The organism is Pseudomonas sp. URMO17WK12:I9 (assembly GCF_900230165.1).
Lineage (GTDB): Bacteria > Pseudomonadota > Gammaproteobacteria > Pseudomonadales > Pseudomonadaceae > Aquipseudomonas > Aquipseudomonas fulva.
Window position 1 is genome coordinate 116469 of sequence record NZ_OCMQ01000009.1, and the last position, 19700, is coordinate 136168.

The window sequence follows — 19700 nt, forward strand, 5'->3', positions numbered from 1 at the left end:
CATGAGCCGCAATGGACCGGATGCCTTCGAGCTGCTGAACGAGTACCCCAACTGGATCGAATGTTTCGACGCAGGCACTCTGAGGCGAGGCGAGGTTTACGCGAGCGAGGGCATGTCCGAGCTGGAGTACCTAAACGGGCAAAGGTTTTCCGCTCTGTGCAAAGGCAGTGCAGGACAAACCTACCGGCAGGACATCGAAGTGAGCGTGCATGCCGGGCGCCTGCTCGTAAAAGGCCGGTGCAGTTGCCCTGTTGCGCGCAACTGCAAGCACTGCGCGGCTGCGCTGCTGCTGATCAGCGACCCCTTCGACACGCCACTGATAGCCAAGCCCACCTCTGCAAAGATGTCAGCCGAGCTTCAACATTGGCTCAGCAATCTCGAACAAGCGCCCGCGCCAGTCGAACCGGGCAAGGACAGGCGCGGGCGCTCGGTCTGCTACAACTTGCGCCTTCAGGACGATGCCAGTTGCTCAGTGGTCGTGCGCAAGGGCGCCGAAACCGAAGACGGCATTCGCTTCAGCCGGGTGCAGTCGGTCTACGACTTCCTGTACGACCGACCGAAGTTCGTGACCGAAGAAGACGCGCGCATCCTGCGTCTGCTCTCCTCGCTCAATCAGGGGGGCGGCCAGGAGCGAGGCTACAGGCTGACCGGGGCCGAAGGCGGTGAGTTGCTCCAGCGCATCATCGACACGGGCCGACTGTACCTGTTCGACACCCAACCGCAACTGGTGCCCGGGCCGGTGCGCCAGGGCGAGTTTCGCTGGGTGCGCCTGGACAATGGTGCGTACCGTGGCTTGTGGTTCACCGGCGGGGATAAAACCAACTGCGTCATCCCGTTGCTTCCGCTGTACTACCTGGACATGGTCACCCATGAGATCGGTATCCTCGAACATGGGCTCAACCCCCACGTTGCAATGCAACTGACCCTCGCACCCGAGGTGCCGGAGCACTTGGTCGTGCCACTCAGCCACAAGCTCAATGCCTTGAGCCATGCCGTGCCTACGCCGACCGAGGTCGAAGAGCAACACGTCGATGACATCCAGCCCAAGGCGCACCTCGCGCTCGGGAGCCTGGAGTTCACCGCCTACATGCCCAAGACCGGCCGCATGCAGCGCCAGATGCAGCATCGCGCCGCGTTGTCGTTCGACTACGACGGCCTGTCGGCCAGCGGTAATACCGACAAGCCGCTCACGCGCCTGGTGGGCAGTGTGAGCCAGCGCATCAGCCGCCAACCCAAGGCTGAGCAAGCCCTGCGCAATGTCCTGCGCGACATGGGGTTCAAGGTCGCGACCCGGCAGAGCAAGGCGCTGCCCGACAGCGCGGGCGAGATGTTCCTGCTCGCCGACGACGAAGCCTGGCTGCAGTTCGTGCGTACAGACCTGCCCCGGCTGCGTGAGGCGGGCTGGCAGGTGGATGTCAACCGCGACTTCGCGTTCGACTTGCAGGAAGTGGAGGACTGGTACGCCACCGTCGATGAAACGCCAGGCCATGAATGGTTCGACCTCGAACTGGGTATCGTCGTCGATGGACAGCGGCACAGCCTGCTGCCCATCGTGCTGCAACTATTGCGCAATAGCCCTGAGCTGCTGCGCCCCAGCGAACTGGCCAAGCGCAATGACGAGGAGCACCTGCTGATCGATCTCAACCGTGGCCGGATCGACGCCTCCGCCCTGCGCGTGGCACTGCCTTATGGCCGGGTCAAGGCCGTGATGGCGACCTTGGGCGAGCTGTACATGAGCGAACCCGAAGCCGGAACGGCACTGCGTATGAGCCGAGCAGACGCTGCGCGCCTGAACGGGATCGAAGCGCTGCCGCTGCATTGGGAAGGCGGGGAGCATGTGCGCGATTTGGGTCGCCGCCTGCGGGATGCCAGGGATCTGCAGGTCACCCCACCTGCCGGCTTGCACGCCAGCCTGCGCGGCTACCAGCAGCAAGGGCTCAACTGGCTGCAAGCACTGCGGGAGATGGGCACCGGTGGCATCCTTGGGGATGACATGGGCCTGGGCAAAACCTTACAAGCCCTTGCCCATGTGCTGCTGGAAAAAGAAGCGGGCCGTTTGACGACGCCAGCACTGGCGGTCATGCCGACCAGCCTGCTACCCAATTGGCTGGACGAGGCGCAGCGTTTTGCACCTGACCTTCGGGTACTGGCCCTGCACGGGCCAGCACGCAGCAAGCATTTCACCCGTCTGCAGGATTACGACCTCATCCTGACCACCTATGCCCTGGTGCCCCGCGACCTCGCGCATTTGCGTGCGCAGCCATGGCACCTGCTGTTGCTCGACGAGGCGCAGAACATCAAGAGCAGCACCAGCAAGGCCGCCATGGCTGTGTGCCAACTGCAGGCTAGCCAGCGCCTGTGCCTGACCGGTACACCGATGGAAAACAACCTCGGCGAGCTGTGGTCGATCTTCCACTTCCTGATGCCCGGCTGGCTGGGTGACCTCAAGCGTTTCAACCAGGACTACCGCACGCCGATCGAGCGCCAGGGCAACACCGAGCGCCTGACCCACCTGATCACGCGCATTCGACCCTTCCTGCTGCGCCGCACGAAGGAGCAGGTCGCCACCGAACTGCCAGCCAAGACGGAACTGGTGCACTGGGTCGAACTGAGCGACGCACAGCGTGACACCTACGAGGCCGTGCGGGTGGCGATGGACAAGAAGGTTCGCGACGAGGTAGCCCGTAATGGTGCCGCACGCAGCCAGATCGTCATTCTCGATGCACTGCTCAAGCTGCGCCAGGTGTGTTGCGATCTGCGGCTGGTCAAGGGCGTGGATATCAAGGGCAACCAGAGCGACAAGGGCAAGCTGGGCGCGCTGCTGGAGATGCTCGAAGAGCTGATGAGCGAAGGCCGCCGCGTGCTGCTGTTCTCCCAGTTCACCTCGATGCTGGCGTTGATCGAGCAGGAACTGAAAAAACGCAGCATTTCCTACAGCCTGTTGACCGGAGACACCCGCGACCGTCGCACCCCTGTACAGCAATTCCAGGCGGGGGATAGCCAGGTCTTTCTGATCAGCCTCAAGGCAGGCGGGGTGGGCTTGAACCTGACAGCAGCCGACACCGTGATTCATTACGACCCGTGGTGGAACCCGGCCAGCGAAAACCAGGCGACCGACCGGGCCTACCGCATCGGCCAGGACAAGCCCGTGTTCGTGTTCAAGCTGATTACCCGCGGCACAGTGGAGGAAAAGATCCAGCTGTTGCAGCAGGAGAAAGCAGCGCTGGCCACCAGCCTGCTTGACGGAGGCAAGGCTGGGCAGTGGCGACTGGGGGACGAGGAAATCGAAGCGTTGTTTGCGCCCTTGCCGGGCAAGCGGGGTCGGTAAAACCTGTCGGGACGCGCACTGGCTGGGTGAACGCGTCCCGACAGCCTGCTTGGCAATAAGCGGCTAGTCGATCAACTGCGCGTCCTTGAGCGCACCCAGCGCCTGCAGCCAACGCGGATGTTGGCGATAATCGGTGCAGGCCGTGCCTTGACCGCGCATGCTGGCGATCCGAGGCGACGGCGTGACCCGCAGGCGCTGAGCCGCGCCCAGCGCCAATTCGGCTGCAGCCCGGTCGTTGCAAACCAGCCCCATATCACACCCGGCAGTGAACGCAGCTTCGATGCGGCTGGCCGCATCACCCACCACATGAGCACCGGCCATGGACAGGTCGTCGCTGAAGATGACCCCGTCAAAACCCAGCTCGCCGCGCAAAATATCTTGCAGCCACCGGCGGGAAAAGCCTGCCGGGCGGTTGTCGACCTGCGGATAGATCACATGGGCAGGCATCACTGCCGCCAATTGACCGCTCAGCCGGCTGAACGGCACCAGGTCCGCCGCTCGCAGCTGCTCCAGGCTACGCTCGTCAGTGGGTATCGCTACGTGGGAATCAGCTTCTGCCCAGCCATGGCCTGGGAAATGTTTGCCACAGGCCGCCATGCCTGCCGCGTTCATGCCGCGGATGAATGCGCCCGCCAGTTGCGTAGCTCGAAGCGGATCGCCCTCGAAGGCTCGGCTGCCCACCACCGCGCTGCGCTGGTGATCCAAGTCCAGCACCGGGGCGAAGCTCAGGTCCAGGCCAACGGCGAGCACTTCGGTCGCCATCAACCAGCCACATTGTTCGGCCAGGTACTCGGCATTGGCAGTGTCGGCCAGGGCACGCATGGCCGGCAAGCGCACGAACCCCTGGCGCAGACGCTGCACTCGGCCTCCCTCCTGATCGACGGCCAGGATCAGGTCAGGGCGCAGTGCGCGAATGGAGGCGCATAACGCGCGCACCTGCCGCGGACTTTCGATGTTGCGGGCGAAGATGATCAACCCCGCCACTTCAGGCTGGCGCAACAGCTGCCGGTCTTCGGCGGTCAGCCAGGTGCCGGCGATATCCACCATCAAGGAGCCTTGCAGGCTGACGGTCATGAGAAATCCTTCAATAGAGACAGGGAAAAGCCCGCTTGCGGCTGGCAACAGGCCAAGTTATGCCTTGACGGGGGCTGCACCGCTGGCGGTTTTGCTGCGCGGGCGCAACTGGGCGCTGGCCATGGCCGCGTCGGTGACGCCGGTATCGGCACGCATGCCGGCAGCCAGGAACGGCACCATCAGGCGCATCACCTGCTCGATGGAGGTGTTGATGCCGAAGTCAGTCTCGGCGATGGCCCGCAGCGCCTTGATGCCCGACATGCTGAACGCAGCAGCCCCGAGCATGAAGTGCACACGCCAGAACAATTCGATCGCAGGAATGCGTGGCGCGGCTTCGTTGACGAGCAACATGTAGCGGCGGAAGACCTTGCCGTACATGTCTTCGAGGTAACGGCGCAAATGGCCCTGGCTCTGGCTGAACGCCAAGCCAAGCAGCCGCATGAAGATCGACAGGTCGTTGTTGCTGCGCGGCTGCACGGCAAGGGCTTGCTCGACCAGCATCTCCAGCAATTCTTCAAGGGTGGGCTTATGCTCGGGGCGGGCCTGACGCCGTTCCAACTCGCGCTCGAGACTGGCGCAGAAGGGCCCCAGGAAACGAGAGAAGACCGCTTGGATCAGGGCTTTCTTGGAACCGAAGTGGTAGTTCACCGCCGCCAGGTTAACCCCGGCCTTGCTGGTGATCAGCCGCAACGAGGTTTCGGCAAACCCGCGCTCGGCAAACAGCTGCTCGGCAGCATCGAGGATGCGTTCAACGGTTTCCGATTGGGCCATGACTACTCCGAGCACTCCGCCATACAAACAGGTGTTTGAAACATACGTTTCAACCCCACATCTGTCAAGCGCTCGTGACCGGCCGGTCAGTCAAGCCATTGTAAGGTCGTGAAGCGGTGATCTCGAGGTGATCTGCTCCAGTCGGCTTACCTAGGGGCTGCCAAAGCTTGCGGCTAGACCAATACTGTATATAATCCCAGTCACTGTACAAAAAGACAGAGCGCTGATCATGTTGAAACTGACGCCACGCCAAGCCGAAATCCTCGCCTTCATCAAGCGCAGCCTCGAGGACAACGGCTTTCCGCCGACCCGTGCCGAGATTGCCCAGGAGCTGGGTTTCAAATCCCCTAATGCCGCCGAGGAGCATCTCAAGGCGCTGGCCCGTAAAGGCGCTATCGAGATGACGCCAGGCGCCTCCCGAGGCATTCGCATTCCCGGCCTCGAAGCCAAGGCCGAGGAGGCCGGGCTCCCGATCATCGGCCGCGTTGCTGCCGGCGCCCCGATCCTTGCCGAGCAACACATCGAGCAATCCTGCAACATCAACCCCGCCTTTTTCCACCCCCAGGCCGACTATCTGTTGCGTGTTCACGGCATGAGCATGAAGAACGTGGGCATCCTCGATGGCGACCTGTTGGCGGTGCATACCTGCCGTGAAGCCCGCAACGGCCAGATCGTCGTGGCGCGCATCGGCGACGAAGTCACCGTCAAGCGCTTCAAGCGCGAAGGCAACAAGGTCTGGCTGCTGGCCGAAAACCCGGAATTCGCCCCTATCGAAGTCAACCTGAAAGATCAGGAACTGGTGATCGAGGGCTTGAGCGTCGGCGTCATTCGCCGCTGAATCAGGAGGCGTCATGCAGCCATTCACCCATACAACCGAGCAAGTCCAGTTGCCGCTGTTCGAAGCATTCCTCGCCCAGCCCGTCCTGCCTGGCCTCAAGGCCAGCGAACTGGCGCGCAAGAGTGACTTGCCCGACCTGTTCAGCGAATTGTCACTGCACGGCGCCCCCAGTCACTGTCATACCTTGCTGGCACCTGTGCTACGTGAACTCAGCGAAGAAGACGAAACGCGCTGGCTGACCCTCATTGCGCCACCGTCGAGCCTGACACAGGCCTGGCTGCGCAGGGCTGGCCTAAACCGCGAGCGCATTCTGCTGCTTCATCCGCGCGGCAACCAGCCTCCCCTTCAGTTGGCGTGTGAAGCCCTACGCCTGGGCCGTAGCCATACCGTGGTCAGCTGGCTGGGGAGCGTCAATGCCAATGCACGTCAGTTGCTGTTGCGTGCAGCAAGCGTGGGTAACGCGCAAAGCCTGAACATTCGTTTCGGCTAACACTGCGGCATTCGTGCTACCAGCCTGACCGCTCCCAGGTCATGCTCACCCTGACGAGTAAAGATCGCCGGGAAAGCGCAACGCCTTTCCGACTGCCCCACATTCATCCGTCTGATACGCTTGCCGCCATCACCGGCCAGGCCGGTGGCAGCGATCACACGACTGCGCGTTTCAGTGCAGAACGCGCGGCCCTTCGTCACGTTCGAGCTCGCCATCCACAAGCCGTCCAGCCATCTGTACCCCCACGCTGAGCATGGCTTTGGCCACCTCGACGTGCTGACCTTGCAGAAATACTTTGGCATCCTCTGAGAAATCCAGGGTTACCAGTGAGCCTTCATCCTCGGCGCGACGCAGTTCGATGCGGCCATCAGGCAACTCGACAATTTCCAGAAAAGACGTAGACATAAAGGGCGGTTCTCCACGAAAGGCGAGCATTGTACCAGCGCTCGAGGCCGTCAGCACTCACTCAACGCATCACGAAAACGCCTGACAAGCGCCTTGAGGTTGCTGCGCCACGCTTCAAGCTCGGCACGGGACAGCGGCGCAGGCACCTGCTCATCGAGGCTGACGGCCTGGATCAGCGGCTGGGTGACGTCAGTCTTGGGTGGTTTGCGCATCACGGGCGCTCGGAACAAGTCAGCATACGCAGCCAGCATCTGCGCCAGCCAGGTCTCCCGTTGCCGGGCAAGCTCCAGAAGCTCGGCAACTTCTGGTATGGCGATGCCGTTAAAGGCGTCATGGGCCAGGGCCTGCTCGACGGTTGCCAGCGCAGGCAAGCGATAGTACCCACTGATTTCGTGACACAAGCCAAGCAATGCACCGTGCAGATGAAACAATGCCGACTCCCGCTCAGCCTGCACCAGCCCCTGGGCGTTCATGGCCTGACTCTGTTCAGTCTTGGCCATCGATTCCAGTGCCAGCCCGGCAAAGAACAGTTTTTGATTGGTACGGGTATAGAGCTCCTGGGCCATGTGTCGCCCTCCCATCAGGTGGCTAAGCGGATTGCTGCATCATAAATGAAAGGGGCCGTGCTGCGGCCTTTCGTGGCATCAGCTCACGAAAGGCCGCCGCGCGGCCCCATCCCTGAACGCTAGACCTCAGCGCTTGTCTTCGACTTTCCAGGTCTTGCCATCGTAGAACGCCTTCCAACCGGTAGGCTTGCCGTCCACTTCGGACTGGACGTATTGCTCCTTGGTCTTGCGGCTGTAGCGGATCACGGTAGGACGACCGTCCGGATCCTTCTGGGGCGCTTCGCACAGGAAATGGTACTTGGGATCGATCTCATGCTTGTGCGGAACAATCTCGCACACCAGGGGCGCACGCGTTTCGCGATTCTTCGGGAACTGGCTGGCAGCCAGGAACAGCCCCGAAGCACCATCGCGCAGCACATAGGTGTCGTCCACCTTCTCGCACTTGAGCTCAGGCATGTCGACCTTGTCCATCTTCGGCGGCGCCGCTTCACCGCTTTTGAGCAGCTTGCGCGTGTTCTTGCACGCAGGGTTGGTGCACCCGAAGAACTTGCCGAAGCGCCCGGTCTTGAGCTGCATTTCGCTGCCGCACTTGTCGCACTCAAGGCTTGGGCCTTCGTAGCCTTTGATGCGATAGCTGCCCTCTTCGATCTCGTAACCCGGGCAATCGGGGTTATTCCCACAGATGTGCAGCTTGTGCTTTTCATCGAGCAGGTAGGCGTCCATCGCCGTCGCACAGACCGGGCAGCGGTGCTTGCCAAGCAAGACGCGCGACTCCGATTCACCCTCGTCGTCTGCAGCAATCTCGTCACCAGGCACGAGGTTGACCGTGGACTTGCAGCGCTCCTTGGGTGGCAGGCTGTAACCAGAGCAGCCCAGGAACACGCCCGTGGACGCTGTACGGATCATCATCGGCCGGCCGCACTCCTTGCAAGGAATGTTGGTCATCGTCGGCTGGTTGGCACGCATGCCGCCTTCGCTGGATTCGGCCGTCTGCAACTTTTTGCTGAAGTCGCCGTAGAACTCGTCCAGCACGTTCTTCCAGTCGCGTTCGCCGTGGGCGACGTCGTCGAGGTTCTCCTCCATGCCGGCGGTGAAACCGTAATCCATCAAGTTGGAGAAACTCTCGGAAAGCCGCTCGGTCACGATATCGCCCATCTTCTCCGAGTAGAAGCGACGGTTGTGCAACGTCACGTAGCCACGGTCCTGGATGGTCGAGATGATCGCCGCATAGGTGGATGGACGGCCGATACCGCGTTTTTCCATTTCCTTGACCAGGCTGGCCTCGGTGAACCGTGCAGGCGGTTTGGTGAAGTGCTGGGTAGGATCAAGCTGCATCAGCTTGAGCGCTTCACCCTGGACCATTTCGGGCAGCACGTCGTCTTCACCAGGCTTGCTCTGCTGCGGCAACACGCGGGTGTAGCCATCGAACTTCAGGATACGGCCCTTGGCACGCAGCTCGAAGCTGCCTGCTGCCACGGTCACGCTGGTGGACAGGTACTGGGCCGGCGGCATCTGGCAGGCCAGGAACTGACGCCAGATCAGCTCGTACAGCCGCTCGGCATCGCGCTCCATACCGCTGAGCTTGGTCGGGTGGGTGCTCACGTCCGAAGGCCGGATGGCTTCGTGCGCCTCCTGAGCCCCCTCTTTGCTGCCGTAGACCTGCGGGGTTTCGGGCAGGTACTGCTTGCCGAATTCCCGCTCGATGTAACTACGGGCCATTTCCAGCGCATCGCTCGACAGGTTGGTCGAATCGGTACGCATGTAGGTGATGTAACCCGCTTCGTACAGACGCTGGGCCATCATCATGGTTTTCTTCACGCCGAACCCCAGGCGATTGCTCGCCGCCTGTTGCAGGGTCGAGGTGATGAAGGGCGCTGAAGGCTTGCTGCTGGTCGGGCGGTCTTCACGCTTGACGACGCTATAGCTCGATGCCTTGAGCTTTTCCAGCGCGGCCATGGCCTGGGTTTCGTTCAGCGGCTTGAAGGCCTCGCCATTTTCACGGGCGACTTCGAAGCGAACCTTGGCGTTCTTGGCAGTGCCGAGATCGGCATGGATTTCCCAGTATTCCTGAGGAATGAAGGCACGAATCTCGCGTTCGCGTTCGACCACCAGCTTGACCGCTACCGATTGCACACGCCCGGCCGACAGGCCACGGGCAATCTTGGACCACAGCAACGGGGACACCATGTACCCCACTACGCGATCGAGAAAACGGCGCGCCTGCTGCGCGTTGACCCGATCGATGTCGAGCTCACCGGGCTGCGAAAACGCTTCCTGAATGGCTTTCTTGGTGATTTCGTTGAACACCACGCGCTTATAGCGGGTGTCGTCGCCACCGATGGCCTCACGCAGGTGCCAGGCGATCGCCTCCCCTTCGCGGTCCAAGTCGGTCGCGAGGTAGATGGTGTCGGCGTCCTTGGCCAGGCGGCGCAGCTCGTCGATCACCTTTTCCTTGCCGGGAAGGATCTCGTACTTGGCTTTCCAGCCCTGGTCCGGGTCGACGCCCATGCGTGCAACCAGCTGGCGACGCGCCTTTTCTTTGGGCGAAAGGGCCGGTGCCTCACCCGCCGCCTTGCCACGCTTGGCGGCCGGCTCTTTGCTCGCGCTAGCCGAACCGCTGGTGGGAAGGTCTCGGATATGGCCGATACTCGACTTCACCACGTACTGGTTGCCCAGGTACTTGTTGATGGTCTTGGCCTTGGCCGGGGATTCCACAATGACCAGCGATTTGCCCATGGATCGGAGTATTCCTGAATCTGAAGATTGAAAACACGTCAGGTACCAGACGCGGCACCGCTATATATAGTGGCAAAACTGCGAGGTCAAGTTCAGAACATCACGCCTGCGACTTGTCCGACATCCCGCAAAGCCCCTCTTCGGCCTTGATCAACGCAAAGCGGGGCACCTGTTCGCCATCGACTTCCACCGACTCGCGGAACATCGACAGCGGGCGCACCCAGAAGCTGTAATCACCATACAGGCATTGGTAGAACACCATCCACTCCTCGCTCTCGGAGTGCCGCGCAACACTGAACACGCGGTACTCCGGGCCCTTGTAATGCCGGTACACACCTGGCTGGATCTGCATGTCGTCTACCTCCTGATGCCATCGAAACCCAAAAAACAAAACCGGGGCACGAGGCCCCGGTTGCTGTCCTTCTCCTGCGCCTTAGACGCGTTCAAAGACAGTGGTGATACCTTGGCCAAGGCCGACGCACATGGTCGCAACCCCCAGCGTGCCGCCATTTTGCTTCATGACGTTGAGCAGGGTGCCGGAAATACGCGCCCCGGAGCAACCAAACGGGTGACCCAAGGCGATCGCGCCGCCGTGCAGGTTAACCTTCTCATTCATCTTGTCGAGCACTTTCAAGTCTTTCAACACAGGCAGCGCCTGTGCGGCGAACGCCTCGTTGAGTTCGATGAAGTCGATGTCGGCCATGCTCAAGCCCGCGCGCTTGAGGGCTTTCTGGGTGGCCGGTACTGGGCCGTAGCCCATGATCGCGGGGTCGACGCCCGCCACTGCCATGGCCCGAATGACCGCCAGAGGCTCGATACCCAGGTCCATCGCACGCTGGCCTGACATCACGATCATGCACGAGGCACCGTCGGTGATCTGGGAAGAAGTACCTGCGGTCACGGTTCCGCCTTTGGGGTTGAAGGCCGGCTTGAGCGACGCCAGGCCCTCGAGGGTGGTTTCCGGACGAATGGTTTCGTCGAAGTCGAACACTTTCAGGAAACCGTTCTCGTCATACCCCTGCATGGGGATGATCTCGTCCTTGAACTTGCCCTCGATGGTGGCCTTGTGCGCCAGCTGGTGCGAGCGCACGCCGAACTGATCCTGCTGTTCACGCGTGATGCCGTGCATCTTGCCCAGCATCTCGGCCGTCAGGCCCATCATGCCCGAGGCCTTGGCCGCATGCAGCGCCAGGTGTGGGTTGGGGTCTACGCCATGCATCATGCTCACGTGCCCCATGTGCTCGACGCCGCCAATCACGAACACGTCGCCATTGCCAGTCATGATCGCCTGGGCGGCGGTGTGCAGTGCGCTCATCGACGAGCCGCACAGCCGGCTGACGGTCTGCGCCGCAGAGGTGTGCGGGATCTGGGTCATCAACGAGGCCATGCGGGCGATGTTCCAGCCCTGCTCCAGGGTCTGGTTCACACAGCCCCAGATCACATCCTCGACTTCCTTGGGATCGACCTTGTCGTTGCGCTCAAGCAACTTGCTGATCAGGTGCGCCGACATGTCTTCGGCACGGGTATTGCGGTGCATGCCACCCTTGGAGCGGCCCATTGGCGTGCGACCGAAGTCGACGATCACCACGTCTCTTGGATTAAGGCTCATATCAAATCTCTCGCTCTAGCTCGTTGACCGCTCAGTTGAAGAAGCGCTGGCCCGTCTTGGCCATCTCACGCAGCTTGGCGGTCGGGTGGTACAGCGGCCCCAGGTCGGCATAGCGATCGGCCAGGGCGACGAATTCGGCTACACCCAAGGTATCGATGTAGCGCAGCGCGCCGCCACGGAAGGGTGGGAAGCCAATGCCGTAGACCAGGCCCATGTCCGCCTCGGCGGCCGTCTCGACGATGCCATCTTCGAGGCAGCGAACGGTTTCCAGGCACAGCGGGATCATCATCCAGTTGACGATGTCCTCGTCACTGACTTCACGCTGCTCGTACACGATGGGCTTGAGTACCTCAAGCACGCCGGCATCGGCGACTTTCTTCGGCTTGCCACGCTTGTCGGTTTCATAGGCGTAGAAGCCCTTGCCGTTCTTCTGGCCCAGGCGGTTGGCATCGTACAAGGCGTCGATGGCCGAGCGGCGCTCGTCCTTCATGCGATCGGGGAAGCCCTCGGCCATGACGTCACGGCCATGATGCCCGGTGTCGATGCCCACCACGTCCATCAAGTACGCCGGGCCCATGGGCCAGCCGAATTTTTCCATGACCTTGTCGATGCGCACGAAGTCCACCCCCGCGCTAACCAGCCTGGCGAAGCCGCCGAAGTACGGGAACAGGACACGGTTGACCAAGAACCCTGGGCAGTCGTTGACCACGATTGGGTTCTTGCCCATCTTCTTGGCGTAAGCGACGGTGGTAGCAACTGCCACTTCGCTGGATTTTTCGCCACGGATCACTTCCACCAGCGGCATCATGTGCACCGGGTTGAAGAAGTGCATGCCCACGAAGTTTTCCGGGCGCTTCAGCGCTTGTGCCAGCAGATTGATGGAAATGGTCGAGGTATTGGATGCCAGAATCGCATCCTCCCTCACCTGCCCTTCCACCTCGGCAAGCACGGCCTGCTTGACCTTGGGGTTTTCAACCACCGCCTCGACCACGATGTCCACGTGGGCGAAATCGCCGTACGACAGGGTCGGACGAATCGCGTTGAGCGCCTCGGCCATCTTGGCCGGCGTCAGGCGACCTTTCTCGACCCGATTGCCCAGCAGCTTGGACGCTTCGTTCAACCCAAGCTCGATGGCCTCTTCGCGAATATCCTTCATCAGAATCGGCGTGCCCTTGACCGCCGACTGATAGGCGATGCCGCCGCCCATGATACCGGCGCCCAGCACGGCCGCCTGCTTGACGTCACGGGCAATCTCGTCGTGGGCCTTGGCCTTGCGCTTGAGTTCCTGATCGTTCAGGAACAAGCCGATGAGGCTCTGTGCAACCGACGTCTTGGCCAGCTTGGCAAAGCCTGCCGCTTCGATTTCAAGTGCCTTGTCGCGACCGAAGTTGGCCGCTTTCTGGATGGACTTGATCGCCTCGACAGGCGCTGGGTAATTAGGGCCGGCCTGCCCAGCGACGAAACCTTTGGCGGTTTCGAAGGCCATCATCTGCTCGATGGCATTGAGCTTGAGCTTCTCGAGCTTGGGCTGGCGCTTGGCCTTGTAGTCCAGCTCGCCACTGATGGCGCGCTTGATCAGGTCCAGGGCACCGGCCATGAGCAACTCAGGCACTACCACGGCATCGACGGCACCGACCTTCAGGGCGTCTTCGGCACTGTTTTCCTTGCCCGCGGCAATCCACTCGACGGCGTTGTCCGAGCCGATCAGGCGCGGCAGACGCACTGTGCCACCAAAGCCTGGATAGATGCCCAGCTTCACTTCGGGCAGGCCGATGCGCGCGGTGGTGGCCATGATGCGGTAGTCCGCTGCCAGGCACATCTCCAGACCACCGCCCAGGGCGATACCGTTGATGGCTGCAACCGTAGGCACCTGGAGGTCTTCGAAGGCGTTGAAGATATGGTTGGCTTCCAGGCTGCCGGCGACCAATTCGGCCTCGGGCAACTTGAAGTTGTCGACGAACTCGGTGATGTCGGCACCGACGATGAACACGTCCTTGCCGCTGCTAACGATGACACCCTTGACCGAAGCATCGGTCTGGATGGCGTCTACAGCCTGGCGCAGCTCGCTCAGGGTCAGGCGGTTGAACTTATTGACGGACTCACCCTTGAGGTCGAACTTGAGCTCGACGATGCCACTTTCAAGAGCCTTAACCGTGATGGCTTTACCTTCGTAAATCATCAACTGATCTCCAAGATATGGAAGCTGAACTGTACACGCCGATCACTGCAGCACCGCAGCCGTCATGGCCACCTGCTCCAGGCACACCCGTCAGCGCGCGAGTCGTACGCATGAATGAGTGGCGTGCAATGCAAACGCTCAATTCATACGCCCGTTTGATTTGGGTGTGCACACATTCTCCGAAAAGATCTGCATTGTCAAATGCTGCACCCACGGGGAGAAAAGCCGACTTTGCGGTCACTTTCCACAAGCCGGGTACGACCGATCATGCCGCTGATCGCTGGCCATTCATGCTGGCAATCCTCACACCTTGCCAGCCTCGGCACCCCTTGCAGTCTGGCTGATCCAGGCACAAGCGCCAGGCGTTACTTGACGGAGTGAATTCAACGGCCTGCCCAGCCTTTTGGCGTGGTAGAACGAGAAAGCGGCGATTGACCGGTTCCTGTCAGGAACCGCCGAATCGCCGCTTTCTCGTTGCGCTGCGTGTCAGGGGCCATGGACAGCCCGCCGAGCACCCTTGGAGTCAGGCCAGTGTCTCCAGCACGTAGGCAACATCCTGCAATACAGCCGTGTCCCCCCGCTCCGTCCAGTAGAGCGCTATCATCCGCGCATCGGCCTCGACCTTGTAGGCGCTTGCTGGCAGACGGGCCAGGGCTTGCAAGAAGCGCGGGTCTTCGCACGGCTCGCGCCACTGGTTCCACCATACGCCAGGGCTGATCTGCCAGAAGCTGAAGCTGTCGACATGCCCCCGCTTGCGTGCCCGGTGATATTGCGGGCAAGGGCTCGGCGGCTGTTTTTCCAGCCAGTGCGGCCACTGCTGAGGCGCCAGCTGCATGGCCAGGCCCATGCGCCGCGCCTCCAGGCGCAGGCGCATCTGCTCACTCTGATTGCGCGAGTTGCGCAGCCAGGAAAGCGGGCTGAGAATCAGCGCAAGGATTGACACCACCAGCAATACCGTCATATCAGTAGCTCCCATAAACCGTTGCAAATGAGCTGGTTAGCCATTTTTCACGCATGACCCGCCCGAAAGCGACCATACTTCTTCTATAGCGATTGCCTGGAGTACAGCTCATGACCTACCAACATCTGCTGGTCGCCGTCGACCTGACGGAAGAATGCGACCCTGTGATCAAGCGCGCCATGGCGCTGGCCCAGCCTACCAACGCCAAGGTGTCACTGGTGCACATCGTCGAACCCATGGCCATGGCGTTTGGCGGCGACGTGCCGATGGACTTGTCGCAACTGCAACAGCAGCAGTTCGATCAGGCCAAGGAACGCATGGATCGCCTGTTCAGCAAGTATCCGGGCATCCAGCGCGGCGACTCGCACTTGACCTACGGCCAGCCCCGCCAGGAAATCCATCAATTGGCCAAAGAACAGCACTGCGACCTGATCGTCGTGGGCAGCCACGGTCGCCACGGCCTGGCGCTGCTGCTGGGCTCCACAGCCAACGACGTGCTGCACGGCGCACCCTGCGATGTGCTGGCAGTGCGACTGCAGAAAAAGGACTGAGCCTGTCTACCGCCAGGGGTTAAGCGGCCACGCCAGGTGCCTTGGGGTTGCATCCTCCCTCTGGCACCTGGCAGCGGGCTCGCCCGCTACGCGCAGGCGATCAACGCCCTGCCTGCTTAGCCTTCCAGCTCGGCCCAGCGCTCCACCAGGGCATCGAGCTCACCTTGCAGCTTCTCGATGTTCGCCAGCACCGCTGACGTCTCTGCGATCGGACGCTGGTAGAAACCGACCGCGCTCACCTCTTCCTGAGCCTGGGCCATGCGCTGTTCCAGCGCGTCGATCTGCCCCGGCAGCATCTCCAGCTCACGCTGAAGCTTGTAGCTGAGCTTTTTCTTCGATTCCTCGGCCACTGGCGCAGCGACGGCTTGCGGCTTGGCCTCGACCTTCTCCACCACCGCACTGTTGAGCGCCGACTTGCCGCCTTTACTCTCCGTAACGCCGAGCAGCTTTGGCGAACCGCCCTGACGAATCCAGTCTTCGTAACCGCCCACGTACTCGCGAACCAAGCCATCGCCCTCGAACACCAGGGTGCTGGTCACGACGTTGTCGAGAAACGCCCGGTCGTGGCTGACCATCAGCACGGTACCCTTGTAGTTGGAGAGCACCTCTTCGAGCAGCTCGAGGGTTTCCACGTCCAGGTCGTTGGTGGGTTCGTCGAGCACCAGCAGGTTGGCCGGCTTGCTGAACAGCTTGGCCAGCAGCAGGCGGGCACGTTCGCCGCCGGACAATGCCTTGACCGGGGTGCGGGCCCGCTGCGGACTGAACAGGAAGTCGCCCAGGTAGCTCAGCACATGCCGGTTCTGCCCTTCGATCTCGATGAAGTCTCGGCCCTCGGCGAGGTTGTCGATGACGGTCTTTTCCAAGTCCAGCTGATGGCGCATCTGGTCGAAATAGGCGACCTCAAGCTTGGTGCCGCGCTCGATCTTGCCCGAAGTAGGCTCCAGATCATCCAGCATCAGCTTGAGCAAGGTGGTCTTGCCGGTGCCGTTGGCGCCCAGCAGGCCGATCCGGTCCTGGCGCTGCAGCACCATGGAAAAATCCTTCACCAGCATCGGCCCGTCCGGGTGCGAGAAGCTGACGTGCTCGAGCACCATGACCTGCTTGCCCGACTTGTCGGCCGCCTCGATCTGAATGTTGGCCTTGCCCTGCCGCTCACGGCGCTCACCGCGCTCCACGCGCAGCGCCTTGAGCGCCCGCACGCGGCCTTCGTTACGGGTGCGACGGGCCTTGATGCCCTGGCGAATCCACACCTCTTCCTGGGCCAGGCGCTTGTCGAACAGCGCGTTGGCGGTTTCCTCGGCGGCCAGCGCGGCCTCCTTGTGCACCAGGAAGCTGGCATAGTCGCCATTCCAGTCGATCAGGCCGCCGCGGTCCAATTCGAGGATGCGGGTGGCCAGGTTCTGCAGGAAGGATCGGTCGTGGGTGATGAACAACACGGCGCCGTTGAACCCGCGCAGTGCTTCCTCGAGCCAGGCGATGGCACCGATATCCAGGTGGTTGGTCGGCTCGTCGAGCAGCAACAAGTCGGGCTCGGACACCAGCGCCTGGGCCAGCAGTACACGACGACGCCAGCCGCCGGACAACTCCGCCAGGGTCTTGTCTGCCGGCAACTGCAGACGACTCAGGGTGCTTTCAACCACTTGCTGCAGGCGCCAGCCATCGCGGGCCTCCAGCTCGTGCTGCACGTGCATCAGTTTTTCCAGGTCTTCATCGCCCTGGATGTTCTGGCTCAGGTGATGAAACTGTGCCAGCAGCTCGCCGACGCCATCCAGCCCTGCCGCCACGACGTCGAACACCGTGCGCTCGTCGGCCAGCGGCAGTTCCTGGGGCAACTCGCCGATTTTCAGCCCAGGGGCGCGCCAGATGTCACCGTCATCGCCTTTCTGCTCGCCCTTGACCAGGCGCAGCATGCTCGACTTGCCAGTGCCGTTGCGGCCGATGATGCACACCCGCTCGCCACGAGCGATCTGCCAGGACACCTTGTCCAGCAGCGGCATGGCGCCGAATGCGAGGGACACATCGCTGAATTTGAGCAGGGTCATGTTCGTCTCCATAAATCGGGCGCGCATTCTACCTGAGTTAGCCCTGCGCCGACATCCGCACGGCCTGCACCCGTCGCCCACGGCGACACCCGGTCGAACTTAATATCCCGATACAAGCACAGTGCTTTCACCTGTCATCCGCAAACGGCTAAGCTAGGGCCATCGTTTTCAACAGTGCTGGCCCCGCCGCCACTTTCCCATGGTTCAACTGCCCGGACGTATCATGCGCAGCCGCCTGTTACAAATTGCTACATGCCTGTTGCTCACCGCTGCCACCGGCGCGGCCCAGGCCACCGACATTACCGTGCAACGCCAATACTATGATGAAGCCAAGCGTGCGCTGGCCAAGGGCGACAAGGGCCCGTACCTGCGCTATGCCCAGGCGCTCGACGATTATCCGCTGACACCGTATCTGGCCTATGACGAACTGACCGCGCGCCTGAAATCTGCCAGCAACCAGGAGATCGAGGGTTTCCTGGCCAAGCACGGCGACCTGCCCCAGGCCAACTGGATGAAACTGCGCTGGTTGCGCTGGCTGGCCGAACGCGGTGAGTGGCAGACCTTCGCCAAGTACTACGATCCCAAGCTCAACTTCACCGAGCTCGATTGCCTGAACGGCCAGTACCAGCTCAGCCACGGGATGCGCACCGAAGGCTTTGCCACGGCAAACAAGCTGTGGTCGGTGGGCAAGTCCCAGCCTGCTGCCTGCGACCCGTTGTTCGCCATGTGGGCTGCCGAGGGGCAGCTCACGGAGGCCAAGCGCTGGGAGCGGGCCAAGCTTGCAGCCCAGGCACGCAACTACGGCCTGGCCGAGAACCTGGTCAAGACCCTGACCACGCTGGCGCCACAAGGCCGTCTGCTGATCGATGTGGCGCAGAAACCCGAATTGCTCAACCAGCCATCACGCTTCACCCAGGCCGACGAAGCGACCTCGGACGTCGTCAGTCTCGGGCTGCGCCGCCTTGCACGGCAGGACCCGGAGCGCGCCATGGGGCTGCTTGACGACTATGCCCAGCGCATGCACTTTTCCCGCGATGAAAAAGTGGCCATTGCCCGCGAGATCGGCCTGACCCTGGCCCGGCGCTATGACCCGCGCGCGCTTGACCTCATGACCCGCTACGACCCCGAACTGCGGGACGATACCGTCAGTGAATGGCGCTTGCGCCTGTTGCTGCGCCTGGGCCGGTGGGAAGATGCCTATGCCCTCACCAAGCGCCTGAGCGGCGACCTGGCCCAGAGCAGCCGCTGGAAGTACTGGCAGGCGCGGAGCCTGGAGCTGGCGCAGCCGAAGAACCCGCAAGTCCCGCAGTTGTACAAGGCCGTTGCCCGCGAGCGCGATTTCTATGGCTTCCTGGCTGCAGACCGTGCGCAAGCCCCCTACCAACTGAACAACAAGCCCCTGGTGCTCAGCCCACAGCTGGTCAAGAAGGTGCGCAATACACCTGGCATCCAACGCGCCCTCGAATTCCATGCCCGCGGTCAGATCGTCGAAGGTCGCCGCGAGTGGTATCACGTGAGCCGTCACTTCACCCGGGACGAAATGGTCGCCCAGGCGCGCCTGGGTTACGAGTTGCGCTGGTATTTCCCGGCCATCCGCACCATCAGCCAGGCCAAATACTGGGATGACCTGGACGTACGCTTCCCCATGGCGCACCGCGACACCCTGGTACGCGAAGCCAAGGTGCGCGGCCTGCACTCGAGCTGGGTATTCGCAATCACCCGTCAGGAAAGCGCCTTCATGGAGGATGCCCGTTCCCCAGTGGGCGCCAGCGGGCTCATGCAGTTGATGCCTGCTACAGCCAAGGAAACCGCGCGCAAGTTCAGCATCCCACTGGCTTCGCCCGCACAGGTCCTGAACCCGGACAAGAACATCCAGCTGGGGGCTGCCTACCTCAGCCAGGTGCACAGCCAGTTCAACGGCAACCGAGTACTGGCCTCAGCCGCTTACAACGCAGGCCCAGGCCGCGTACGGCAATGGCTCAAAGGCGCCAAACACCTGAGCTTCGACGTGTGGGTCGAGTCCATTCCATTCGATGAAACCCGTCAGTACGTTCAGAACGTGCTGTCCTATTCGGTGATTTACGGACAAAAGCTCAACATGCCACAACCCCTGGTGGACTGGCACGAGCGCTACTTCGACGACATGTAAG

15 protein-coding genes are annotated in these 19700 nt (G+C 61.9%); 5 read left to right on the forward strand and 10 right to left on the reverse strand.

What is annotated here, in order from left to right:
* Nucleotide 1: 1 nt before the first annotated feature.
* Complete coding sequence (locus CRP40_RS17535; protein ID WP_081728208.1) at nucleotides 2–3328, forward strand: DEAD/DEAH box helicase; 3327 nt, start codon at nucleotides 2–4, stop codon at nucleotides 3326–3328.
* Between the two features lie 63 nt (nucleotides 3329–3391).
* On the opposite strand, the gene nagZ is transcribed toward CRP40_RS17535, so the two are convergent.
* Together nagZ and CRP40_RS17545 are read right to left on the reverse strand one after the other, a co-directional pair.
* The gene (gene nagZ, locus CRP40_RS17540) at nucleotides 3392–4390 is read right to left on the reverse strand and encodes a beta-N-acetylhexosaminidase (protein WP_174435402.1); all 999 of its coding nucleotides are present in this window, start codon (nucleotides 4388–4390) and stop codon (nucleotides 3392–3394) included.
* Nucleotides 4391–4459: 69 nt separating this feature from the next.
* A complete protein-coding gene (locus CRP40_RS17545) occupies nucleotides 4460–5173 on the reverse strand; it encodes a TetR/AcrR family transcriptional regulator (protein WP_027915086.1) in 714 nt (237 codons plus the stop codon).
* A gap of 229 nt (nucleotides 5174–5402) precedes the next feature.
* Between CRP40_RS17545 and lexA the strand changes: the two genes are divergently transcribed.
* Both lexA and sulA read left to right on the forward strand, forming a co-directional pair.
* Nucleotides 5403–6011 (forward strand): transcriptional repressor LexA, encoded by a 609-nt coding sequence (gene lexA, locus CRP40_RS17550; RefSeq protein ID WP_023534260.1) that lies wholly within the window; start codon nucleotides 5403–5405, stop codon nucleotides 6009–6011.
* Between the two features lie 13 nt (nucleotides 6012–6024).
* The gene (gene sulA / locus CRP40_RS17555; RefSeq protein WP_023534256.1) at nucleotides 6025–6501 is read left to right on the forward strand and encodes an SOS-induced cell division inhibitor SulA; all 477 of its coding nucleotides are present in this window, start codon (nucleotides 6025–6027) and stop codon (nucleotides 6499–6501) included.
* A gap of 171 nt (nucleotides 6502–6672) precedes the next feature.
* On the opposite strand, the gene CRP40_RS17560 is transcribed toward sulA, so the two are convergent.
* The 7 genes from CRP40_RS17560 to CRP40_RS17590 all read right to left on the reverse strand — a co-directional run bounded on the left by CRP40_RS17560 (nucleotide 6673) and on the right by CRP40_RS17590 (nucleotide 14957).
* Nucleotides 6673–6906: a hypothetical protein gene (locus tag CRP40_RS17560; protein ID WP_023534164.1), complete on the reverse strand. Its 234-nt coding sequence runs from the start codon at nucleotides 6904–6906 to the stop codon at nucleotides 6673–6675.
* 50 nt (nucleotides 6907–6956) lie between these two features.
* A complete protein-coding gene (locus CRP40_RS17565) occupies nucleotides 6957–7472 on the reverse strand; it encodes a DUF6586 family protein (RefSeq protein ID WP_027915087.1) in 516 nt (171 codons plus the stop codon).
* A 126-nt stretch (nucleotides 7473–7598) separates the two neighbouring features.
* On the reverse strand, nucleotides 7599–10208 hold the full coding sequence (gene topA, locus CRP40_RS17570; RefSeq protein ID WP_027915088.1) for a type I DNA topoisomerase: 2610 nt from the start codon (nucleotides 10206–10208) through the stop codon (nucleotides 7599–7601).
* A 100-nt stretch (nucleotides 10209–10308) separates the two neighbouring features.
* A complete protein-coding gene (locus CRP40_RS17575; RefSeq protein ID WP_027915089.1) occupies nucleotides 10309–10560 on the reverse strand; it encodes a DUF1653 domain-containing protein in 252 nt (83 codons plus the stop codon).
* A gap of 81 nt (nucleotides 10561–10641) precedes the next feature.
* A complete protein-coding gene (fadA, locus tag CRP40_RS17580) occupies nucleotides 10642–11817 on the reverse strand; it encodes an acetyl-CoA C-acyltransferase FadA (protein ID WP_027915090.1) in 1176 nt (391 codons plus the stop codon).
* Between the two features lie 31 nt (nucleotides 11818–11848).
* Nucleotides 11849–13996: a fatty acid oxidation complex subunit alpha FadB gene (gene fadB, locus CRP40_RS17585; RefSeq protein WP_027915091.1), complete on the reverse strand. Its 2148-nt coding sequence runs from the start codon at nucleotides 13994–13996 to the stop codon at nucleotides 11849–11851.
* Nucleotides 13997–14519: 523 nt separating this feature from the next.
* Nucleotides 14520–14957, reverse strand: coding sequence for a hypothetical protein (locus CRP40_RS17590; RefSeq protein WP_027915092.1), 438 nt, complete (start codon nucleotides 14955–14957; stop codon nucleotides 14520–14522).
* 110 nt (nucleotides 14958–15067) lie between these two features.
* Between CRP40_RS17590 and CRP40_RS17595 the strand changes: the two genes are divergently transcribed.
* Entirely contained in the window at nucleotides 15068–15508 is a 441-nt protein-coding gene (locus CRP40_RS17595) for a universal stress protein (protein ID WP_027915093.1), read from the forward strand.
* Nucleotides 15509–15624: 116 nt separating this feature from the next.
* On the opposite strand, the gene CRP40_RS17600 is transcribed toward CRP40_RS17595, so the two are convergent.
* The gene (locus tag CRP40_RS17600; RefSeq protein WP_027915094.1) at nucleotides 15625–17550 is read right to left on the reverse strand and encodes an ATP-binding cassette domain-containing protein; all 1926 of its coding nucleotides are present in this window, start codon (nucleotides 17548–17550) and stop codon (nucleotides 15625–15627) included.
* Nucleotides 17551–17773: 223 nt separating this feature from the next.
* Between CRP40_RS17600 and CRP40_RS17605 the strand changes: the two genes are divergently transcribed.
* A complete protein-coding gene (locus CRP40_RS17605; RefSeq protein WP_027915095.1) occupies nucleotides 17774–19699 on the forward strand; it encodes a transglycosylase SLT domain-containing protein in 1926 nt (641 codons plus the stop codon).
* Nucleotide 19700: the final 1 nt, after the last annotated feature.

What these genes read in the sequence shown, in the direction of transcription:
- CRP40_RS17535 (WP_081728208.1), top strand. Translation starts at nt 2, where the DNA reads ATGAGCCGCAATGGACCGGATGCCTTCGAGCTGCTGAACGAGTACCCC.
- CRP40_RS17545 (WP_027915086.1), bottom strand. Translation starts at nt 5,173, where the DNA reads ATGGCCCAATCGGAAACCGTTGAACGCATCCTCGATGCTGCCGAGCAG.
- lexA (WP_023534260.1), top strand. Translation starts at nt 5,403, where the DNA reads ATGTTGAAACTGACGCCACGCCAAGCCGAAATCCTCGCCTTCATCAAG.
- sulA (WP_023534256.1), top strand. Translation starts at nt 6,025, where the DNA reads ATGCAGCCATTCACCCATACAACCGAGCAAGTCCAGTTGCCGCTGTTC.
- CRP40_RS17560 (WP_023534164.1), bottom strand. Translation starts at nt 6,906, where the DNA reads ATGTCTACGTCTTTTCTGGAAATTGTCGAGTTGCCTGATGGCCGCATC.
- CRP40_RS17565 (WP_027915087.1), bottom strand. Translation starts at nt 7,472, where the DNA reads ATGGCCCAGGAGCTCTATACCCGTACCAATCAAAAACTGTTCTTTGCC.
- topA (WP_027915088.1), bottom strand. Translation starts at nt 10,208, where the DNA reads ATGGGCAAATCGCTGGTCATTGTGGAATCCCCGGCCAAGGCCAAGACC.
- CRP40_RS17575 (WP_027915089.1), bottom strand. Translation starts at nt 10,560, where the DNA reads ATGCAGATCCAGCCAGGTGTGTACCGGCATTACAAGGGCCCGGAGTAC.
- fadA (WP_027915090.1), bottom strand. Translation starts at nt 11,817, where the DNA reads ATGAGCCTTAATCCAAGAGACGTGGTGATCGTCGACTTCGGTCGCACG.
- fadB (WP_027915091.1), bottom strand. Translation starts at nt 13,996, where the DNA reads ATGATTTACGAAGGTAAAGCCATCACGGTTAAGGCTCTTGAAAGTGGC.
- CRP40_RS17590 (WP_027915092.1), bottom strand. Translation starts at nt 14,957, where the DNA reads ATGACGGTATTGCTGGTGGTGTCAATCCTTGCGCTGATTCTCAGCCCG.
- CRP40_RS17595 (WP_027915093.1), top strand. Translation starts at nt 15,068, where the DNA reads ATGACCTACCAACATCTGCTGGTCGCCGTCGACCTGACGGAAGAATGC.
- CRP40_RS17600 (WP_027915094.1), bottom strand. Translation starts at nt 17,550, where the DNA reads ATGACCCTGCTCAAATTCAGCGATGTGTCCCTCGCATTCGGCGCCATG.
- CRP40_RS17605 (WP_027915095.1), top strand. Translation starts at nt 17,774, where the DNA reads ATGCGCAGCCGCCTGTTACAAATTGCTACATGCCTGTTGCTCACCGCT.